At 70.1% G+C, this 16,907-nt stretch carries 14 protein-coding genes and 1 pseudogene; 4 read left to right on the plus strand and 11 right to left on the minus strand.

Features of this window, described 5'->3' with window-relative positions; all coding sequences use genetic code 11:
- Nucleotides 1-4: 4 nt before the first annotated feature.
- The 3 genes from LGM89_RS09495 to LGM89_RS09505 all read right to left on the minus strand — a co-directional run bounded on the left by LGM89_RS09495 (nucleotide 5) and on the right by LGM89_RS09505 (nucleotide 3,469).
- Nucleotides 5-1,102, minus strand: coding sequence for a glycosyltransferase family 2 protein (locus LGM89_RS09495; RefSeq protein WP_089497301.1), 1,098 nt, complete (start codon nucleotides 1,100-1,102; stop codon nucleotides 5-7).
- 344 nt (nucleotides 1,103-1,446) lie between these two features.
- Entirely contained in the window at nucleotides 1,447-2,433 is a 987-nt protein-coding gene (locus tag LGM89_RS09500) for an ABC transporter substrate-binding protein (protein ID WP_089427873.1), read from the minus strand.
- Between the two features lie 157 nt (nucleotides 2,434-2,590).
- The gene (locus LGM89_RS09505; RefSeq protein WP_089427872.1) at nucleotides 2,591-3,469 is read right to left on the minus strand and encodes a LysR family transcriptional regulator; all 879 of its coding nucleotides are present in this window, start codon (nucleotides 3,467-3,469) and stop codon (nucleotides 2,591-2,593) included.
- A 100-nt stretch (nucleotides 3,470-3,569) separates the two neighbouring features.
- On the opposite strand from LGM89_RS09505, the gene LGM89_RS09510 reads away from it, so the two are divergent.
- Both LGM89_RS09510 and LGM89_RS09515 read left to right on the plus strand, forming a co-directional pair.
- Complete coding sequence (locus LGM89_RS09510; RefSeq protein ID WP_226272915.1) at nucleotides 3,570-5,141, plus strand: MFS transporter; 1,572 nt, start codon at nucleotides 3,570-3,572, stop codon at nucleotides 5,139-5,141.
- A gap of 24 nt (nucleotides 5,142-5,165) precedes the next feature.
- Nucleotides 5,166-5,345 (plus strand): annotated as a pseudogene (locus LGM89_RS09515) (AEC family transporter); the annotation flags it as partial.
- Nucleotides 5,346-5,422: 77 nt separating this feature from the next.
- Here LGM89_RS09515 and LGM89_RS09520 read toward each other — a convergent pair.
- From LGM89_RS09520 to LGM89_RS09535, 4 genes are all read right to left on the minus strand, one after another.
- Complete coding sequence (locus tag LGM89_RS09520; RefSeq protein WP_226272916.1) at nucleotides 5,423-6,601, minus strand: LysR family transcriptional regulator; 1,179 nt, start codon at nucleotides 6,599-6,601, stop codon at nucleotides 5,423-5,425.
- Between the two features lie 61 nt (nucleotides 6,602-6,662).
- Nucleotides 6,663-7,391 carry an aspartate/glutamate racemase family protein gene (locus LGM89_RS09525; RefSeq protein WP_089497298.1) on the minus strand — a complete coding sequence of 243 codons (729 nt, stop codon included), beginning with the start codon at nucleotides 7,389-7,391 and terminating at the stop codon, nucleotides 6,663-6,665.
- 22 nt (nucleotides 7,392-7,413) lie between these two features.
- Nucleotides 7,414-8,964, minus strand: coding sequence for an NCS1 family nucleobase:cation symporter-1 (locus LGM89_RS09530; RefSeq protein WP_226272917.1), 1,551 nt, complete (start codon nucleotides 8,962-8,964; stop codon nucleotides 7,414-7,416).
- Between the two features lie 110 nt (nucleotides 8,965-9,074).
- Nucleotides 9,075-9,416: a hypothetical protein gene (locus LGM89_RS09535; protein WP_226272918.1), complete on the minus strand. Its 342-nt coding sequence runs from the start codon at nucleotides 9,414-9,416 to the stop codon at nucleotides 9,075-9,077.
- A 252-nt stretch (nucleotides 9,417-9,668) separates the two neighbouring features.
- On the opposite strand from LGM89_RS09535, the gene LGM89_RS09540 reads away from it, so the two are divergent.
- Nucleotides 9,669-10,217: a DUF3005 domain-containing protein gene (locus tag LGM89_RS09540; RefSeq protein WP_124585759.1), complete on the plus strand. Its 549-nt coding sequence runs from the start codon at nucleotides 9,669-9,671 to the stop codon at nucleotides 10,215-10,217.
- Between the two features lie 64 nt (nucleotides 10,218-10,281).
- Here the strand turns inward: LGM89_RS09540 and LGM89_RS09545 are convergent, their stop codons facing one another.
- Nucleotides 10,282-11,043 (minus strand): DUF4397 domain-containing protein, encoded by a 762-nt coding sequence (locus tag LGM89_RS09545; protein WP_089497295.1) that lies wholly within the window; start codon nucleotides 11,041-11,043, stop codon nucleotides 10,282-10,284.
- A 305-nt stretch (nucleotides 11,044-11,348) separates the two neighbouring features.
- Nucleotides 11,349-12,656 (minus strand): MFS transporter, encoded by a 1,308-nt coding sequence (locus tag LGM89_RS09550; RefSeq protein ID WP_089497294.1) that lies wholly within the window; start codon nucleotides 12,654-12,656, stop codon nucleotides 11,349-11,351.
- Nucleotides 12,657-13,190: 534 nt separating this feature from the next.
- Between LGM89_RS09550 and LGM89_RS09555 the strand changes: the two genes are divergently transcribed.
- Nucleotides 13,191-13,637, plus strand: coding sequence for a MarR family winged helix-turn-helix transcriptional regulator (locus LGM89_RS09555; protein WP_226272919.1), 447 nt, complete (start codon nucleotides 13,191-13,193; stop codon nucleotides 13,635-13,637).
- 94 nt (nucleotides 13,638-13,731) lie between these two features.
- Here the strand turns inward: LGM89_RS09555 and LGM89_RS09560 are convergent, their stop codons facing one another.
- Nucleotides 13,732-16,017: a xanthine dehydrogenase family protein molybdopterin-binding subunit gene (locus LGM89_RS09560; RefSeq protein WP_226272920.1), complete on the minus strand. Its 2,286-nt coding sequence runs from the start codon at nucleotides 16,015-16,017 to the stop codon at nucleotides 13,732-13,734.
- Nucleotides 16,018-16,236: 219 nt separating this feature from the next.
- A complete protein-coding gene (locus tag LGM89_RS09565) occupies nucleotides 16,237-16,890 on the minus strand; it encodes an isochorismatase family protein (protein WP_226272921.1) in 654 nt (217 codons plus the stop codon).
- Between the last annotated feature and the right edge of the window lie 17 nt (nucleotides 16,891-16,907).

Here is a 16,907-nt window from a genome sequence, read left to right on the forward strand (position 1 = left end):
GGCGCTACTTGATCGACAGATTGCGCGCGACCGCCGCGCTCGCGACGGCCGGCTGCCGTCGGCGGGCCGCGGCGGCGCGCCGGACCGGAAACGGCAGCAGTTTCGCGGCGTCCGGCTGCGCGGCGTGCCGCGCCGGGTGCTGGCCCACCAGCGCGTCGGCGCGGTAGCGCCGTCGCACGAGATAGACCGGCCGCTGCTTGGATTCGTGATAGATGCGTCCGAGGTATTCGCCGATCACGCCGATGCCGATCAGCTGGATGCCGCCGACGAACAGCATCACGGAGATCAGCGACGCGTAGCCGTGCACGGGATTGCCGAACAGCAGCGTACGCATGACGATGAACGCGCCGTAGACGAACGACAGCGCGGCGAACGCGAGGCCGATGTAGGTCCACACGCGCAGCGGCACGGTGCTGAAGCTGGTGATGCCTTCGAGCGCGAAGTTCCAGCGGCGCCAGCCGGAGAATTTGGAGCGGCCGCCGCTGCGCGGCGCGCGGGTGTATTCGATGAGCTCGATGCGATAGCCGACCCACGCGAACAGGCCTTTCATGAAGCGCCGCCGCTCGGGCAGCGCGCGCAGCGCGTCGACGACCTGGCGGTCCATCAGGCGGAAATCGCCGACGTTTTCGGGCATCTCGACTTCGGAGAGATGGTTGTGCACGCGGTAGTAGAGCGCGGCGGCCACGCGCTGCATCAGCGGGTCGCACATGCGGTCGGTGCGCTTGGCGGCGACGACCTCGGCGCCGGCGAGCCAGCGCTCGACCATCGCGGGGATCAGCGCGGGCGGATCCTGCAGGTCGGCGTCGATCAGGATCACGGCGGTGCCGGCGGCTTCGTCGATGCCGGCGGTGAGCGCGGCTTCCTTGCCGAAGCGCCGGGTGAGATCGACGATACGCACGCGCGGGTCGCCGGCGGCGACGTCGATCAGCCTGTCGAGCGTGTCGTCGCGGCTGCCGTCGTTCACGCAAACGATTTCGAAGCGCGTGGTGTCGATGGATTCGAGAATGGGAAGGGTGGTCGCGAAGAATGCGTCGATCGCTTCCGCCTCGTCGTGGAAGGGTACGACGAGCGATACCAGTGGCTTTCGGGTGTGCCTGGACATATGTCCCCCCGTGTAATCCGGTCTGCGCCGCATGGTCTGGTCCGGTTGTCGCCGACCTTGCGGAAACGGGTCCGGATCGGCGCAATTCTTGTGTGTTTTCTGTTTGTAATGTCCTCGTCCGCTTGCCGCGAACCGCGGCGGCAAGCGGTCAGATCATTGTACGCACGAATGACGGGGCGGTGACAGCGTGCGCGGGTTTGCTCGGGGCAGGGATTTCAGCGATAGGGCAGCGCGCGGCGGTGCCATCGCCGCGATGCGCACGCTCGTCGCGGCGACGTTCGGCGACGACGTGCCCGACCTCGACATGGCGCGCCCACGCTGATCGTACCCACGCGCGTCATCGTTCAGGCCGATACGCTCCGGATCGCGATCGATGCGACATCGACGCGCCGCGGCAGGATCGCGTCGGCCGCCGCGCGGTCGGCGACACGCTGCAGCACGTCGATGTCCGCGCCGCTGAGGCTGCGCTGCGCGAGCGCGGCCCGGCGCGCGATGTCGGTGGCCGCGTCGGGCGGCAGGCGCGTGAGCGACGCATAGACGCTCGCATAGTCGGCCGGATGCGCGAGCGCCCATTGGCCCGCGCGGGCGAGCCGCGCCAGCACGTCGGCGAGCGCCGCGCGCTTCGCGCGATCGTCGAGCGTCTCGACCGGCGACGTCAGGAACGCCAGCCCGGAATTGATGCCGCTGCCGTCGCGGACGATGCGCGCGCCGCGCCGGACCGCATGCCCGTAGTACGGATCGAACGTCGCCCAGATGCCGATCCGCTTCGCCTCGAACGCGGCGAACGCATCGACGGGCAGCACGAAGCGCACGTCGACATCGCGCGGCGCGAGGCCGTGTTCGCGCAGCGCGCCGTACAACTGGTACTGCGAGATGCTGCCGCGCGCGGACGACACGACGACGGTTTGCCCTTTCAGGTCGGCGACGGTGCGGACCGGCGAATCGGGCTGCACGACGATGCCGAGCGACGTCGGCGAGCCGACGCGCGTCGCGACGATCCGCAACGACGGGTCGCCGAGCGCGGCGGTTAGCACGGGCAGGTCGCCGGCCGGCGCGAGATCGATCGCGCCCGCGCGCTGCGCCTCGAACAGCGGCGCGGCACCCTGGAAGTTGGCCCAGCGGAACCGGTAAGGCGTGCCGTCGAGCACGTGCGCGGCTTCCGCGAGCGCGCGCAGGCCGCCGGCCTGGTCGCCGAGCACGAGCGTCACGCCCGACAGGTCGGCGCCGGCCGCCTGGGCGGGCCGTGCGATGGCGCCGGCGAGCGGCGCGGCGGCGAGGGCGGCAAGACGCTGCAGCACGCGGCGGCGCGGCGGGGCGGAGGCGGGATTCATCGGCAGGGTGTCCTCGGTGATCCGCGCGCAGGCGGCGCGGCTGCCGGGCAGGTTACGGAATCGGTTTCCGGCCGACAAACATCGAATCGTGCAATGCATATTCGCGCGGCGACGGCCGGCATCGTCGCCCTCGCCGCGCGGGGGCGTGAGGCGGGGCTTACGCGGCAGACGGAACCGTCCGCAGGAACGCGCGCACCGCCGGCGCCTTCTCGAAGCGCCGGTGCGCGAGCGCCAGTTCCGACGTGATCGGCTTGCCGGCGATCGGCCGGTACACGACGCCCGGCAGCGACACGCAGCCGGCGAGCGCATCGGGAATCACCGCGACCCAGCCATTCACGGACACGCACGCGAGCACCGCGAGCAGGCCGCCCGGGCGGGCGGCGATCAGCGGTGCGAAGCGGCCGCGGCGCGCGACGTCGAGCGTGCCGCGCTCCTGTTCGGGTACCGCGAAGCGCGCGTCGGCGAGGTCGGCCGCGCGAATGGCCGACATCGACGCGTAGCGCGACCCGGCCGGCACGGCCGCGACGAACACGTCGCGCTGCAGCGTGACGACCCGCAGGCCGCCGGGCAGCGGCAGCGGCGGGCGCACGTATGCGAGATCGAGCCGGCCCGTGTCGAGCTGGTTCGCGACGTCGTCCATCGGCACTTCGCGCAGGTTCAGCTCGATGCGCGGGTGCGCGTCACGAAACGCGCCGACGGTGCGCTGCAGCGTGCCCGAATAGACGGCCGACGACACGTAGCCGATCTCGATCCGGCCGAGTTCGCCGCGCTCGGCCAACGCAGCGAGTTCGCGGCCGCGCTGCAGGTGCTCGACCGCGGCGCGTGCCTCGGCGAGATAGGCCTCGCCGGCCGCGCTCAGCGTGACCGCGCGGCGCGACCTGTGAAAGAGGCGCACGCCGAGCACGCGCTCGGCCTCCTGGATCTGCCGCGTGAGCGCGGGCGGCGCCATGTCGAGCGCTTCGGCCGCGCGGGCGAAGTGCAGGTGCTGCGCGACGCTGAGGAACGCCCGCACGTGGCGGAATTCGAGCCGGTCCATGATTGCAATTTTCGTCAATAAAACAGCATCCGTGTGTCAATGACAGTCAATACCGGTCAAGCCTAGCATACGGCTCGTCGATCCTGTTCCGGAGTAACCGATGTCCCAGCCTTCCCCGGCGTCGCGCGCAGGCGCGGCTGCCGCCCCGCGCACGAGCGCCCGCCTGCCCGCCGCCGCGACGCTCGCCGTCGCGTCCGCCACCTGCTCGCTGATCGTGCTCGACACGAACGTCGTCGCCGTGTCGCTGCCGAGCATCGCGCGCGGTTTCCACGCGAGCTTCGCCGAGATCGAATGGGTCGTGAGCGCGTACATGACCGCGTTCGCCGCCTGCCTGCTGCCGGCCGGCGGGCTCGCCGACCGTTTCGGGCGCAAGCGGATGCTCTTCACGGGGCTCGCGCTGTTCTTTCTCGCGTCGCTCGGCTGCGGCGTCGCGCCGACGGCCGGCTGGCTGATCGCCGCGCGGGCGGTGAAGGGCGGCGGCGCCGCGCTGCTGCTGACGGCCGCGCTCGCCGTGATCGCGAACCGCTTTCCGGACGGGCGCGAACGGGCGCGCGCGTGGGCGATCTGGGGCATGTGCATGGGGATCGCGACGGCCATCGCGCCGCTCGTCGGCGGCGCGATCACGCAGTGGATCGGCTGGCGCTGGGTGTTCCTGCTGAACCTGCCCGTCTGCCTGCTGCTGGCGGCCGGTGCGCGTGTCGCGATCGACGAGTCGCGCGATCCGCACGCGAAGCGCGTGGACGCGGCCGGCAGCCTGCTGTTCGGCGCGGCGCTCGCGTGCGCGATCGCGGCGCTGATCGGCGCGCCGTCGCACGGCTGGGTGTCGGCCGCGACGCTCGGCCGGCTCGCGCTGGCCGCCGCGCTCGTCGCGGCGTTCATCGGCGCGGAGCGCTGGCAGGCGCGGCCGATGATCGATCTCGCGCTGTTCCGCCAGCCGCGCTTCGTCGGCGCCGTGCTGGCGATGTTCGGCTATGCGGCGTGCGCGCAGGTGATGATGACGTTCCTGCCGCTGTATCTGCAGAACGCGTTCGGGATGTCGGCGATCGACGCGGGGCTCGGGATGCTGCCGTTTGCATTCGCGATGATCGCCGGGCCGTCGCTCGGCGCGGCGCTGGCCGCGCGCGTGTCGTCCGGCGGCGTGCTGGCGGGCGGGCTCGCGCTGATCGGCGCGGGCAACCTCGCGACCGCGGCGCTGACGGCCAGCGGCGACTACCGGCTCGTCGCGCTCGGCATGTTCGTGACGGGCTGCGGCGCGGGCATCATGAACGGCGACACGCAGAAGGCGATCATGGCGTGCGTGCCGCCGAGCCGCACCGGCATGGCATCGGGCATCAGCACGACGACGCGCTTCTCGGCGATCGTGACGGCCGTCGGCGTGCTCGGCGCGGTGCTGGCGGCGAGCACGCAAGCGCGGCTCGACCGGTTGCTGTCCGCCGCGCCCGGCCTGCGCGCGTTCGCCGATGCACAGTTCATGTCGAGCCTGCTGGCCGGCGACCTGGCGCGGGCGCTCGAGCGTGTGCCGCCGTCGGCCGCCGGTGCGCTCGCACAGGCGGCGCCCGTCGCGTTCGCGAGCGGGTTCGCCGATGCGCTGACGGTGAGCGGCGGGCTCGCGCTGGTTGCGACCGTCGTCGCCCGCAAGTTGCTTGCGCAACCGATGCGCGACGGTGCGTGACGCACGGCGCAGCCCGCGCCGCGTATCGGACGCGACCCGGCGGAACCATCAAGCGGGCGCGTTCCGGTTTCCCGCAGCGTGTTCAGGATGTCATCGACGAACGAGATGCTGTTGCCCGTGTTCGGGCTGATCGCGGCAGGGTTCCCGTGCCGCCGGCGCGGGGTGCTTGGGCCGGCCGCGGCTTCGGAACTCAACCGCTTGATCGGTCGTCGGGCCGTGCGGCTGGTCGACGGAGATTGAACGACGTATCGGCCGGCTGTCGCGCGTATCGATCGCGCCCGTCAATGCGGCTTCGTCGCGAGGCGATGGATGCGTGCTGCGTGGGGGACATGCCGAGGATGCGACGCATGGCAATGCGTCGCCTGCCTGCGGCGCGTGCGTCGCGCGGGTTCGGGGGTATCGGCCGAGACCGGCGTGCTATTTCGTGCGTCCACGTCCACGACTGCACCGGCGGCCACCGCCGCCACCGCCGGCTGCATCGCCTCCGCATCGAGCCACGCACGCGTCGCTTCCGCGATCAGCCCGCGCAACCAGCGCACGCCCTCGACGCACTCGCCCGATTCGTTCCAGGTCATCCGGTACACGATGTCCGGCGGTTCGGCCGGCAGCGCGACGGCGGCGAGCGGCAGCAGCTTCGCATAGTGCCGCGCGAGCCGGTACGTGGTGGTCAGCAGCATGTCGCTGCGCACGAGCGCATGCGCGGCGAGTTCGAAGTGCGGCAGCGTGACGACGATCCGCCGCTGCAGGCCCACGCGTTCGAGTTGCCTGTCGATCGCGCCGGACGCCTCCAGCCACGACGGTGTCGGGCACAGCTGCGGCGCGTCGGCAAACTCGGTCGCCGTCATCGTGCCGCGCCGTGCGAGCGGATGCGTCGCGCGCATCAGGCACACGACGCGGTCGTCGAACAGGTCGTCCTGCCGGAACCGCGACGCGCGCGCCGGGCGATTGTCGATCACGACGTCGAGCTCGCCGTCGGCCAGTGCGCGCTCGTCGTCGAAGCCGTCGCCGAGCGGATGGAACACGAGCTGCGCATTCGGCGCGCGTTCGCGAAACAGCGCGACGAGCTTCGGCACGAACAGCACGTTCAGGTAGTCGGGGCAGCCGATCCGGTAGGTCCGCACCGACGTGCGCGCATCGAACCTCGGCTGCTGGATGCGGATGAAGTCGATCACGCGCAGCGCGTTGCGCAGCGGTTCGATCAGCCGCGCGCCGAATTCGGTCGGCACCATCCCGTAGCGGCTGCGCACCAGCAGCGGATCGCCGAGCAGCGTGCGCAGGCGCTTGAGCGCGGCGCTGGTGGCCGGCTGCGACATGTTCAGGCGCACGGCCGCACGCGACACGGTGCGCTCGGTCAGCAGCACGAGCAGGATACGCATCAGCCGCGCATCGAGCACGTCGAGCGCGCCCGCGGCGTCGGACGCGCCGCGGGGCAGGGTGTTCGGGTCTAGTGGGTCCCGCATGCCGATCCGCCTCCCGGCGCCCCGATGCGCGCGTGCGACGCAGCAGCGGGCCGGCCGTACGTCATTGTGCGAAGGTGCCCGGCCAGCCGACGATCCGCTTCGGGCGCGGCGGCGCGTACGTGCGGACTTTCGACGTCTTCAGCTTCAGGCGCACCAGCGACTCGGCGAGCGCCACCGCGGCCGAGACGCCGTCGACGACCGGCACGCCCGTGCATTCCTCGATCTGCCGGTCGAGGCCGGCCATCCCGCCGCAGCCGAGGCAGATCACTTCCGCGTGATCGTCCTTCACGGCGCGCTGCGCCTGGCCGACGATCGACTCGATCGCGCGGGCCGGGTTCTCCTCGAGCTCGAGCACCGCGAGGCCGCTTGCGCGCACCGACGCGCAGCGCGCGTCGAGCCCGGCGAGCTTCAGGCGATCCTCGATCAGCGGCACCGTGCGGTCGAGCGTCGTGACGACCGAGTAGCGATGGCCGAGCAGCATCGCGATGCTCGCGGCCGCTTCGGTGATGTCGACGACGGGCACCGTCAGCAGTTCCTGCAGGCCTTCGCGGCCGTGTTCGCCGTAGCCGGCCTGGATCACCGCGTCGTACGGCTCGTCGTAGTGCATGACGCGATCCATCACGGCGATCGCCGCGAGGTAGCTCTCGAAGTTGCCTTCGACCGACTCGGCGCCGAAGCGCGGCGTCAGCCCGACGATCTCCGTGCCCGGCGACGCGGCGGCCTGCGCCTGCGCGGCGATCGCGTCGGTGATCGACTCGGTCGTGTTGACGTTGACTACCAGGATCCTCATTGCGACTCCGTATGCAGGTGTGTCAGTGTTGCGCGCAGGCGACCGCGATGGATTCGCCCGAACGCGCCTCGTAATGCCGGTTGCGATCGGCCAGCAGCCAGTACACGCTGCCCGCGATGGCCGCGCCGAGCAGCCACGAGAACGGCGTCATCGCGCTGAACGCCGGCACGAGGGCGAGCGTGATCGAGATCAGCGCGGACGGCACCAGCGCCGCGAGCGCCTTGCGGTTCACGCCGCGCGTGTAGAAGTAGGCGCCGGTCGGCGCTTCGGTATAGAGGTCGGGCACGTTCACGCGCTGCTTGCGCACGAGCCAGTAGTCGACCGTGATGATCCCGTACAGCGGGCCGAGCAGCGCGCCGAGGCCGGACAGGAAGTAGACGATCACGATCGGGCTGTTGTACAGGTTCCACGGCAGGATCAGCACGGCGACCGTCGCGCTGATCAGGCCCGCGCGGCGGAACGACAGGCGGTGCGGCGCGAGGCTCGTCAGCACGAAGGCCGGCGCGACGAAGTTCGCCATGATGTTCACCGCGACCGTCACGATCAGGAATGCGAGGCAGCCGAGCACGAGGAACAGCTTGTTCGGCACCGTCGCGATGATTTCCGTCGGGCTGTGGATGATGTGGCCGTTCAGCTTGAACTGCGCGCCGGCGAGCACGAAGCTGATCGTCGCGAACACGAGGATGTTGACCGGCAGGCCCCAGAAGTTGCCCACGCGCACCGTCTTCGCGCTCGGCGACGAGCGCGCGAAATCGCAGAAGTTGAGCACCAGCGTGCCGTAGATCGCGAGCCACAGCGAGCCGCCCGCGAAGATCTCCGTCCACATCCTGAAGCCGGTCAGCGGCTTGCCGATCGACATCGCGAGATGGCCGCCGGTGCGGCTATACATCCATGCGGCGAGCGACAGCGTCGTGACGAGGATCACCGGGCCGGCGAGCCCCTCGTACTTGCGGACCATTTCCATCCCGTACGTGAGGATGCCGATCTGCACGAGCCAGATCGCGACGAACGTGACCCAGCCGAGCGTCGACAGTCCGAAGATCGCGTTCTGGTCGAATGCGGCGAGGCCCGGCCAGACCGCGGTGAGCAGCACGCGCAGCACGACCGACGCGAGATAGGTCTGGATTCCGAACCATGCGATCGCGATCACCGCGCGGATCATCGCGGGCAGCAGCGCGCCGTAGATGCCGAAGCTCATCCGGCTGATCACCGGGAACGGCACGCCGGTCTTCTGGCCCATGTAGCCGGTGAGGTTCATGAAAAAGTAGACGAGCACCGCGCCGATCGCGAGCGATGCGAGCATCTGCCAGCCCGACAGACCGAGCGCGAACAGCCCGATCGCGAACGAGTAGTTCGCGATGTTGTGCACGTCGTTGGTCCACAGCGCAAAGATGCTGTAGCGGCCCCACGTCCGGCCCTTGGCCTGGGTCGGCGCGAGGTCGGCGTTGTGGAGCCGCGGGCTCAGCGCGGGTTCGCGCGCGGCCGAACCGGTTCGATGCGATGCGTCGTCCGCGCCGGGCACGATGCCTGGGCGGTGGGTGGCTTCCAGTTGCACGCCGTTGTCTCCTTCCATGTGCGGGGCGCGAAACCGGCTGCGTGGGAACGCTGCGCCGGCCCGGCCGCCGTGGACGTTATGTCTCGGATTTGTTCGCGAGTATGGAAGGCTGGCAACGCGATGGGAAATTAAATATTCGGTTGGGCGTCATTTGAAAAATGAATGGAAGCGGGCGGCCGTGGCGGCGGGGTGCGGCACGCGAATTGCGCGCCTGCGGGCTCCATCCACATCGACATCAGCGGAGGTGTCATGCAGCGATATTCACTTCGACTTGTATCGCGAGCCGTCTTCGCCGGCATCCTGATTGCGGGCCTGGCGGCAGGTGCGGGCTGCCAGAAGAAGAGCGACAACGGCGGCGCAAGCTCGGAATCGAGCGCCACGGGCGGCATGTCGGCCGCACCGTCCACCGCGCCGTCGGGTATGCCGAGCAGCGGGGCGGCCGGCAGCAGCGGCGACAGCGGCGCGAGCATGCCGGGCGCGGCTTCCGCGCCGGGCGGCGCGAGCGGCGGCTGACGCGCGGCTCACGCGTGGGGCGGACCTCGCGCCGGCTGCGCGCGGGCGCGCCGTCCGTATGAAGGGTACCGGGCCGGCCTGGCACGTGCGCCTGGAGGCGTGCGCGTCGGGCCAAGCCCATGAAAGATTTGCAAGGACCGTTGTAGCGATTCCCGGACCGGCGGCGGCAGCCCTGATGCCGGCGCGCGCCGGCCGGACAAGGAGGTGCAATGCAGAACGCGGAATCGAACCCGACCCCGGAACAGCAGCGGGAACAGATCGAGAAGAGCCCGGTGAAGACACCGGCGGCCGGCGACATGCCCGATGCGGCAACCCAGGCGGCGCAGGTCGCGCAGCGTCCGCTGACGCCCGAGAAGATTGCCGGGAAAATGCCGACCGGCCTGCCGCCGATCGAGCGCGGCACGCAGGCGCCCGACAGCGCCGACCCCGTGCGGCGAGCGGCCGCCCGGATCCCGACGCTCGACAACGCGAACATGGCGATGACCGACAACACGGTCGACGTCGACGGCAAGGGCATGGAAGCCGCCGCGGGCGCGTCGAAGTGGCACGACAACGTGATTTATTCGAACGCGTCGCTCGACGAAGCGGTCGAGACGCCCGACGAAGGGCTCGGCGGGATCGAGAGCCGTCCGTCCGGCAACATGCCGCAGATCGCGACGCGGCCGGGCTGGCGCGTACGCCATGTCGGCGATGTCGACGTCGAGCACGGCGACGGCACGCGCGCCGAGCATGTGATCGTCCTGGAGCGGAACAACTGACCGCGTGACGGGAAGAGGCGGCGGGCGGCACGATCGCGCCGCCCGCCGCCATCATGAGCGGTCCTTATTGCGGACCCAGTTCCTGCGCGGACGCATCGGCGTCGTTGCCCTGCGCGACCAGCACGTGGATGTCGTTCGGCGTCACGTCGCCGACCCCGCCCGACGGGATCGTCAGCAGCAGCCAGTCGGCGTTGTTGTTGATGGTGACCGGCGCGGTCTTGAGGATCGGCGTCTTGCTGCCGGCCGTCGTGACGATCACCTGGTAGCTGCCGCCGTTCAGGTAGATCGAATCCTGCGTCGATGCCGGCACCGCGTTCTGGTAAGCCGTACCCGCGAGCGTCGGGCTTTGCGTCGTGATGTCGGTGCCGGGCGGGACGACGTACACGTCGACGTTCTGCGCATTCGGCGACGCGTTGAAGCTGCGCACGCGCGCCTTGTCGGACAGCAGGCCCTTGGCGTACGGATCGTCGATCACGGAGATCAGCGACGTCGTGCTCGGCAGCGCGATCGTCGTGTAGTGATGGCCGTTTGCCGCGCTGAACGATTGCGCGGCGATGGTCGACGTCGTGCCGGAGACGTCGTAGCTCGCGTTCTGCGTGCCCGAGTCGACGTCGTGATAGCGCGTCACGCCCTTGTACGCGATATTGCCCTGGTCGAGCTTCGCGTTCAGGTAGTAGTCGAGGTTGGGCCCGGCCGGCACCGCGTTGATGAAGCGCGCCTGCGGCTTCGAGATGCCGAGTTCGGTCCCGGCGTCGTCGCCGCCGCCACACGCCGCGAGCACGGAAACGACCGAGCAAAGGGCGACCAGCGTTCGTATTGATTTCATGTTGTCCTCTCGTTCAGGGAACCTGCTTGCGATGCGGGATCGCCGCGCGAAGGGTCGCGCGGTGCGCAGCGCCGGTTGAGGGAAGGATGCCGTCCGCCGGAGCGGCGGGCGCGTGCATGACGCAAGCGATGTGCCTGTGCGGCGAACGGCGTCGGGAAGGGGGCGGGAAGCGGCGGCGGGTGGCGCGCACGCGCCGGAGGGGCGGCGTGCGCGGGTGAGAGGGGGCGCGGGGCGAACCGCGCGCTCGGCGCGGTTGTCGGTTGCCGGTTGTAAAAATGACCGCGTCGCGTGCGCGACGCGCTGCGTCAGCGGTTCACGAGCCGGGCCGGATAGGCGAGCGCGAGGGCGCAGCCGATCACCATGCACGCTGCGAAACCGTACAGCCCCGCGCTTTGCGAATGGAACGTGTCGCGCAGCCAGCCGATGAAGTAGGTGCTGCCGAACCCGCCGAGGTTGGCGATCGAGCACGCGAATGCGATCCCGCCGGCGGCGGCCGAGCCCTTCAGGAACGTCGACGGCAGTGCCCAGACGACCGGCATCGCGGCGGCCGCGCCCGCGTTGATCAGCGAGAACAGCAGCACCGTGCCGAACGTGCCGTGCGACGACGAGGCCGCGATCGCCAGCGCGACGGCCGACACCATGAACGGCACGACGATATGCCAGCGGCGTTCGCGCGCGCGGTCGGAACTGGCGCCGCAGTACAGCGTGGCGAGCACGGCCGCGGCATTCGGGATCACCATCAGCCAGCCGATGTGATACGCATCCTTGACGCCCGTGTCGCGCAGGATCGTCGGCAGCCAGAAGCTCACCGCATAGAGGCCGAGCAGCACGCACAGGTCGATCAGGCCGAGCGCCCATACCTTCGGATCGGAGAACGCCTTGCCGAGCGCATGGCTCTTGTTGCCGGACGGATCGGCGTCGAGGTTCGCACGCAATGCGTGCTTCTCGTCGGCGTTCAGCCACGGTGCGGATTCGATGCTGTTCGGCAGCCAGCGCAGCACCGCGAAGCCGAGCAGCACCGAAGGCAGCGCTTCGAGCAGGAACAGCCACTGCCAGCCGCCGAGCCCGTGCGTGCCGTCGAACGCGCGCATGATCCACCCGGAGATCGGGCTGCCGATCATGCTCGACAACGGCAGCCCGACCATGAACAGCGCGACGATCCGCGCGCGGCGCGCATCGGGATACCACTGCGTCAGGTACAGCAGCACGCCGGGCAGGAAGCCGGCCTCGGCCGCGCCGAGCAGGAAGCGCACGAGGTAGAACTGCGTCGGCGTGTGCACGAACATCGTCGCACCCGACAGCAGGCCCCACGTGATCATGATCCGCGCGATCCACAGCTTCGCGCCGACGCGTTGCAGCACCAGGTTGCTCGGGACTTCGAACAGGATGTAGCCGGCGAAGAACAGGCCGGCGCCGAGCCCGTACACGGTATCGCTGAACTTCAGCGCGTCGAGCATCTGGAGTTTCGCGAGCCCGATGTTGATGCGGTCGAGATAGGCCGCGAAGTAGCACAGGCAAAAGAGGGTAATCAGGCGCAGCGTGACCTTGCGATAGAGATTGCCGTGCAGCGCGTCGTCGGGGGAAACGGCGGCGCTCGGGTGTGCGGTAGACATGGGATTGCCCCTGTTCGAATGTGACGGATGAATGGGTGGCCGATCGACGCGAGCGGACGCTCCGCTGCGCTCTGGAGTCTGTATATCACGGCAATTAAATAGCGTACACACTAGAAAATACCGAATCGCACAGGCACGATTCCGGCCGCGAGAAGGCAAGCGTTTGCGTGAGAAAAGCCGCGTGTTTGATGAGGTTTTTTGGGGAAATGAACGCGGTTTTAAAGAGGGCGCCAACGCGCAAGGTCATGCACAAAATTCGTGCGTATGCGCTTAAAAATACAGCGTGTGCACGGAAAGCTGCCGATGCACGCAAGTACGTGCGCGGCAGCGGGTTCGAACGCGCATTGCCTGCCGTCGCTGCGCCGTACTCGGCAGGCAACGCGCAGCTGGCCGGCGATCGTCAGGCACGCGGCGCGCCGGGTGCCGCGAATCCTGACGCACCGCAATGAAGCGCCCCCCCGGCTGCCGGTCGGGCCAAATTGAGGGTGTACACTGCTTGTCTTTCCCTTACATGCGGCGCGGGCCTGCACTTTCATGGCGTCTTCGAAGGATTCCTACGACTTTCACGATCAGGTCGGCCACCTGCTGCGCCGCGCGTATCAGCGGCACGTGTCGATCTTCCAGGCAGCGATCCCCGATTCGGATCTCACGGCCGCGCAGTTCGTCACGCTGTGCGCGGTCAAGGAGCGCCAGGGGTGCTCGCTGAACGACATCGTCAAGGCGACCGCGATCGACCAGGCGACGATTCGCGGCGTGGTCGACCGGCTGAAGGCGCGCGCGCTGATCGAGGTGCTGCCCGATCCGAACGACGGCCGCAAGCTGATCGTGCGCGCCACCGCGACCGGCCTCGCGCTGATCGACCGCACGGTGCCGTTCGCGCGGCAGGTGACGGAGCGCACGTATGGCGCGCTCAATCCGGGCGAGCGGGTCGCGCTGCAGTTCCTGCTGCGCAAGATGATGGAAGAAGACGGCGACGCGTGATGCGTGTCGCTCGCGGGGCGGCATGCCCGTCTGGCCCGCCCGCTTGTTGGCCCGTTCGTCCGCCGGCTTGATCCCGCGATGCAGCGGGCCGCCTTCAAGCCGTGCGGGTTGCCGCGTGCGTACCGGCCGCGTCGGCCGTCATCAACCTGCCTGCGTCGCGTAACGCCGCCCGGACCGTCTCCGGCGTAAACGGCGGCGTGTAGAACCGCACGCCGGTCGCATCGAACAACGCGTTCGCGACGGCGGCCGGGCCCGGCACCGACGCCGATTCTCCCGCGCCGAGCGGCGGCTCGCCTTGCCTCGGCATCAGCACCACATCGACGTCCGGCACTTCCGCGAAGGTCAGGATCGGATAGCTCGCCCATTCGCGCGACGCGACCTTGCCGTCGGCGAAGCGCACGCGCTCCTTCAGCGTGCGGCTCAATACCTGGATCACGTTGCCGTGGATCTGGTGGCGCACGCCGTCGGGGTTGATCATCGTGCCCGTGTCCTGGCCGACCGTGACGCGTTCGATGCGGACCTCGCCCGACACGCGATCGACGCTCAGGTCGACGACCCATGCCGACCACGCCGCGCCGAAGCCGGGGAAGCGGCTGTGCACGTAGCGCGCGTAGGCGATCCCGCGGCCGCGCACCAGCCGCGACGGCTCGGGTTCAAGCGGCGTGCGCCGCACGCGTGGCGTCCAGCCCGCACGATCGGCCACGGCCTGCAGCAGTTCGGTCGCGCGCGTGTCCTGCAGATGGCGCAGCCGGAACGCGAGCGGGTCGACGCCGGTCAGCGCCGCGCATTCGTCGACGAACGCATCGTGCGCGAACGAGTTCGGCAATGCCGACACGCCGCGCAGCCACGACGCACGCACGAGCGGGGCGAGATCCTCGCACACGAAGCGGCGATGCGGGCTTGCATACGGCGACACGGCCGTGCGGTCGCCCATCTCGAACACGCGCGGCGCGGGCGCGATCGTGCCGGTCAGCAGCGCCGCGAGCAGCGGCGCGTCGTTCGACGGATAGCGTGTCGTGAAATCGTAGCCGAGCAGGCGGCCGTCGCGCGTGACGGTGCCGGTCACCTGCATCCGCTGGCCCGCGCCTTTCGGTTCCCACAGATGTTCGTCGGCACGCGACAGCTGCACGCGCACCGGGCGGCCGACCGCGCGCGACAGCAGCAGCGCGTCGCCGCACACGTCGTCCGCGCCGTTGCGGCCGTAGCAGCCGGCCGCTTCCATCCGCACCACGTCGAAATCGGCTTCGTCGCGCGCGACGAGCGTCGCGAGGTCGTAGCGCAGCGACACGGGGTTCTGCGTGCCGGACCACACGGTGATCCGGCCGTTGCCCGGCTCGCGATAGTCGGCGAGCGCGCAGGACGGGCCGATCGAGCCGTGCATCTGGAACGGCCATGCGTAGGTGCGCGACAGCGTGATCGTGTCGGGCTGCGCTCGCGCCGCGTCGACGTCGCCTTCGTCGAGCAGCACGCGGCGTCTGGCCGGCGCGGCGGCGATCGCGGTAGCCGGTTCGTCGAGCGGCGGCAGCGCGGGGAGCGGGCGCCACGTCACGCGCAGCTGGCGCGCCGCGCGGATCGCGTGTTCCTCGCGCTCGGCCACCACGCCGACGAAATCGCCGATCGCGACGACGGCCACGAGCCCCGGCACGTCGGCCACCGATGCGCGATCGACGTCGACGAGCGATGTGCCGACGAACGAACCACTGTCATGCCCCGCATACGGCGGCCGCACGACACGGCCGTGGAGCATGCCCGGCACGCGCATGTCGTGCACGAACGTGAGCTGGCCGGTGGCCTTCGCGGGCAGGTCGACGCGCGGCGACGGCTTGCCGACGATCCGGTACAGGGCGGGATCTTTCGTGCGGGTGTTCAGGTCCAGCGTCAGCGCGATCCGGTGCGCGGCGACGAGCGCGGCGAACGTGATCGCCTGTCCATCGGACGAAATCGTTCCATCGTCGACGGCCAGCCGTTCCGCAGCGACGCCGAAGCGTTCGGCCGCGAGCGCCAGCAGTGCATGCCGCGCCTGCGCGGCCGCGCAGCGCAGCGGCGTCGCGGAAATCTGGATCGTCGCGCTCGCGATGGTCGGGCCCTGGTTCGGTGTCGCGGCCGTGTCGCCGAGCACCATCGTCACGCGCGCGGCCGGCACGTCGAGTTCCTCGGCGACGATCTGCGCGAGCGACGTGCGGATGCCGGTGCCGAGATCGACGTGGCCGTTGAACGCGAGGATGCGGCCGTCGTCGAGGATCGCGACGAATACTTCCGGCAGCGCCGGCACGTAGGACGACAGGCTGCCCGGCTGGCCGGGCGCCGGCGTGACGGGCGGCGCGGGCGGCCGGATCACGGTAAGGCAGCCGTTGCGCGCGAGCAGTTCGGAGCGGTTCACGGATGAAGAATCCTGTCGAGGGAGAGGCGGCGCGCGGCCGGATGCAGCGTACGCGGGGCGAGGCGGGCGGCGGCCCGGGTGTTCTGTTCGCGGTGTGCGTCGAGCGCCATGACGGTGACCGTCGCGAGCGCGCGCGTCCCCAATCTAGGTCGCCAAAAGCGCAGCGTCAATCGCGCGGGCGGTTGCCGGCCGGTCACGCCGCCGGCCCGCCGTGACGATTCAGCGTGCGCGTGCCTGCACCGCATCGATCGCCGCGATCGCATCGTCGAGCGGTATCACCGCCGCGTATTTCTGCTGCATGTCGAACAGGTTCGCGTCGTGCGGCGCGATCGCGCGATCGCCGACACAGTCGGCGAGCACGAGCGGGCGGAACCCGTGCGACATCGCGTCGACCACGCTTGCGCGCACGCAGCCGCTCGTCACGGCGCCCGCGACGAGCAGCGTCTGCACCGCACGTTGCGCGAGCCACGGCGCCAGTTGCGTGCCGAAGAATGCCGACGGCACCGTCTTGCGCACGACGAGTTCGCCGGGCGCGGGCGTGAGCTCCGGCACGATCGCGCTGTTCGGATGGTGCTCGGTCAGCGTCGCCATGCCGGGCACCTTCAGCGAGAACACGTTGTCGTCGCTGCCGTCTTCCGCGTACACGATGCGGCTGTGCGCGACCGGCCAGCCGCGTTCGCGCGCGAGCGCGAGCGCACGCGTCGTGCGCGCGATCGCCGGCGCGATGTTGCCGCCGCCGAACGTCGCGGGATCGGCGAAGCCGACCACGAAGTCGACGATCAGCAGGCCGACGTTGCCGTGCGGCGGCAGCGGCGTGCCGAAGCCCTGCTGGCGATAGACGTTCGCTTCGGCGTGACGGGAAAGATCGTTCATGGTGTGGGGCACTCGTT

The organism is Burkholderia sp. AU31624, assembly GCF_020420065.1.
Classification (GTDB): Bacteria; Pseudomonadota; Gammaproteobacteria; order Burkholderiales; family Burkholderiaceae; genus Burkholderia.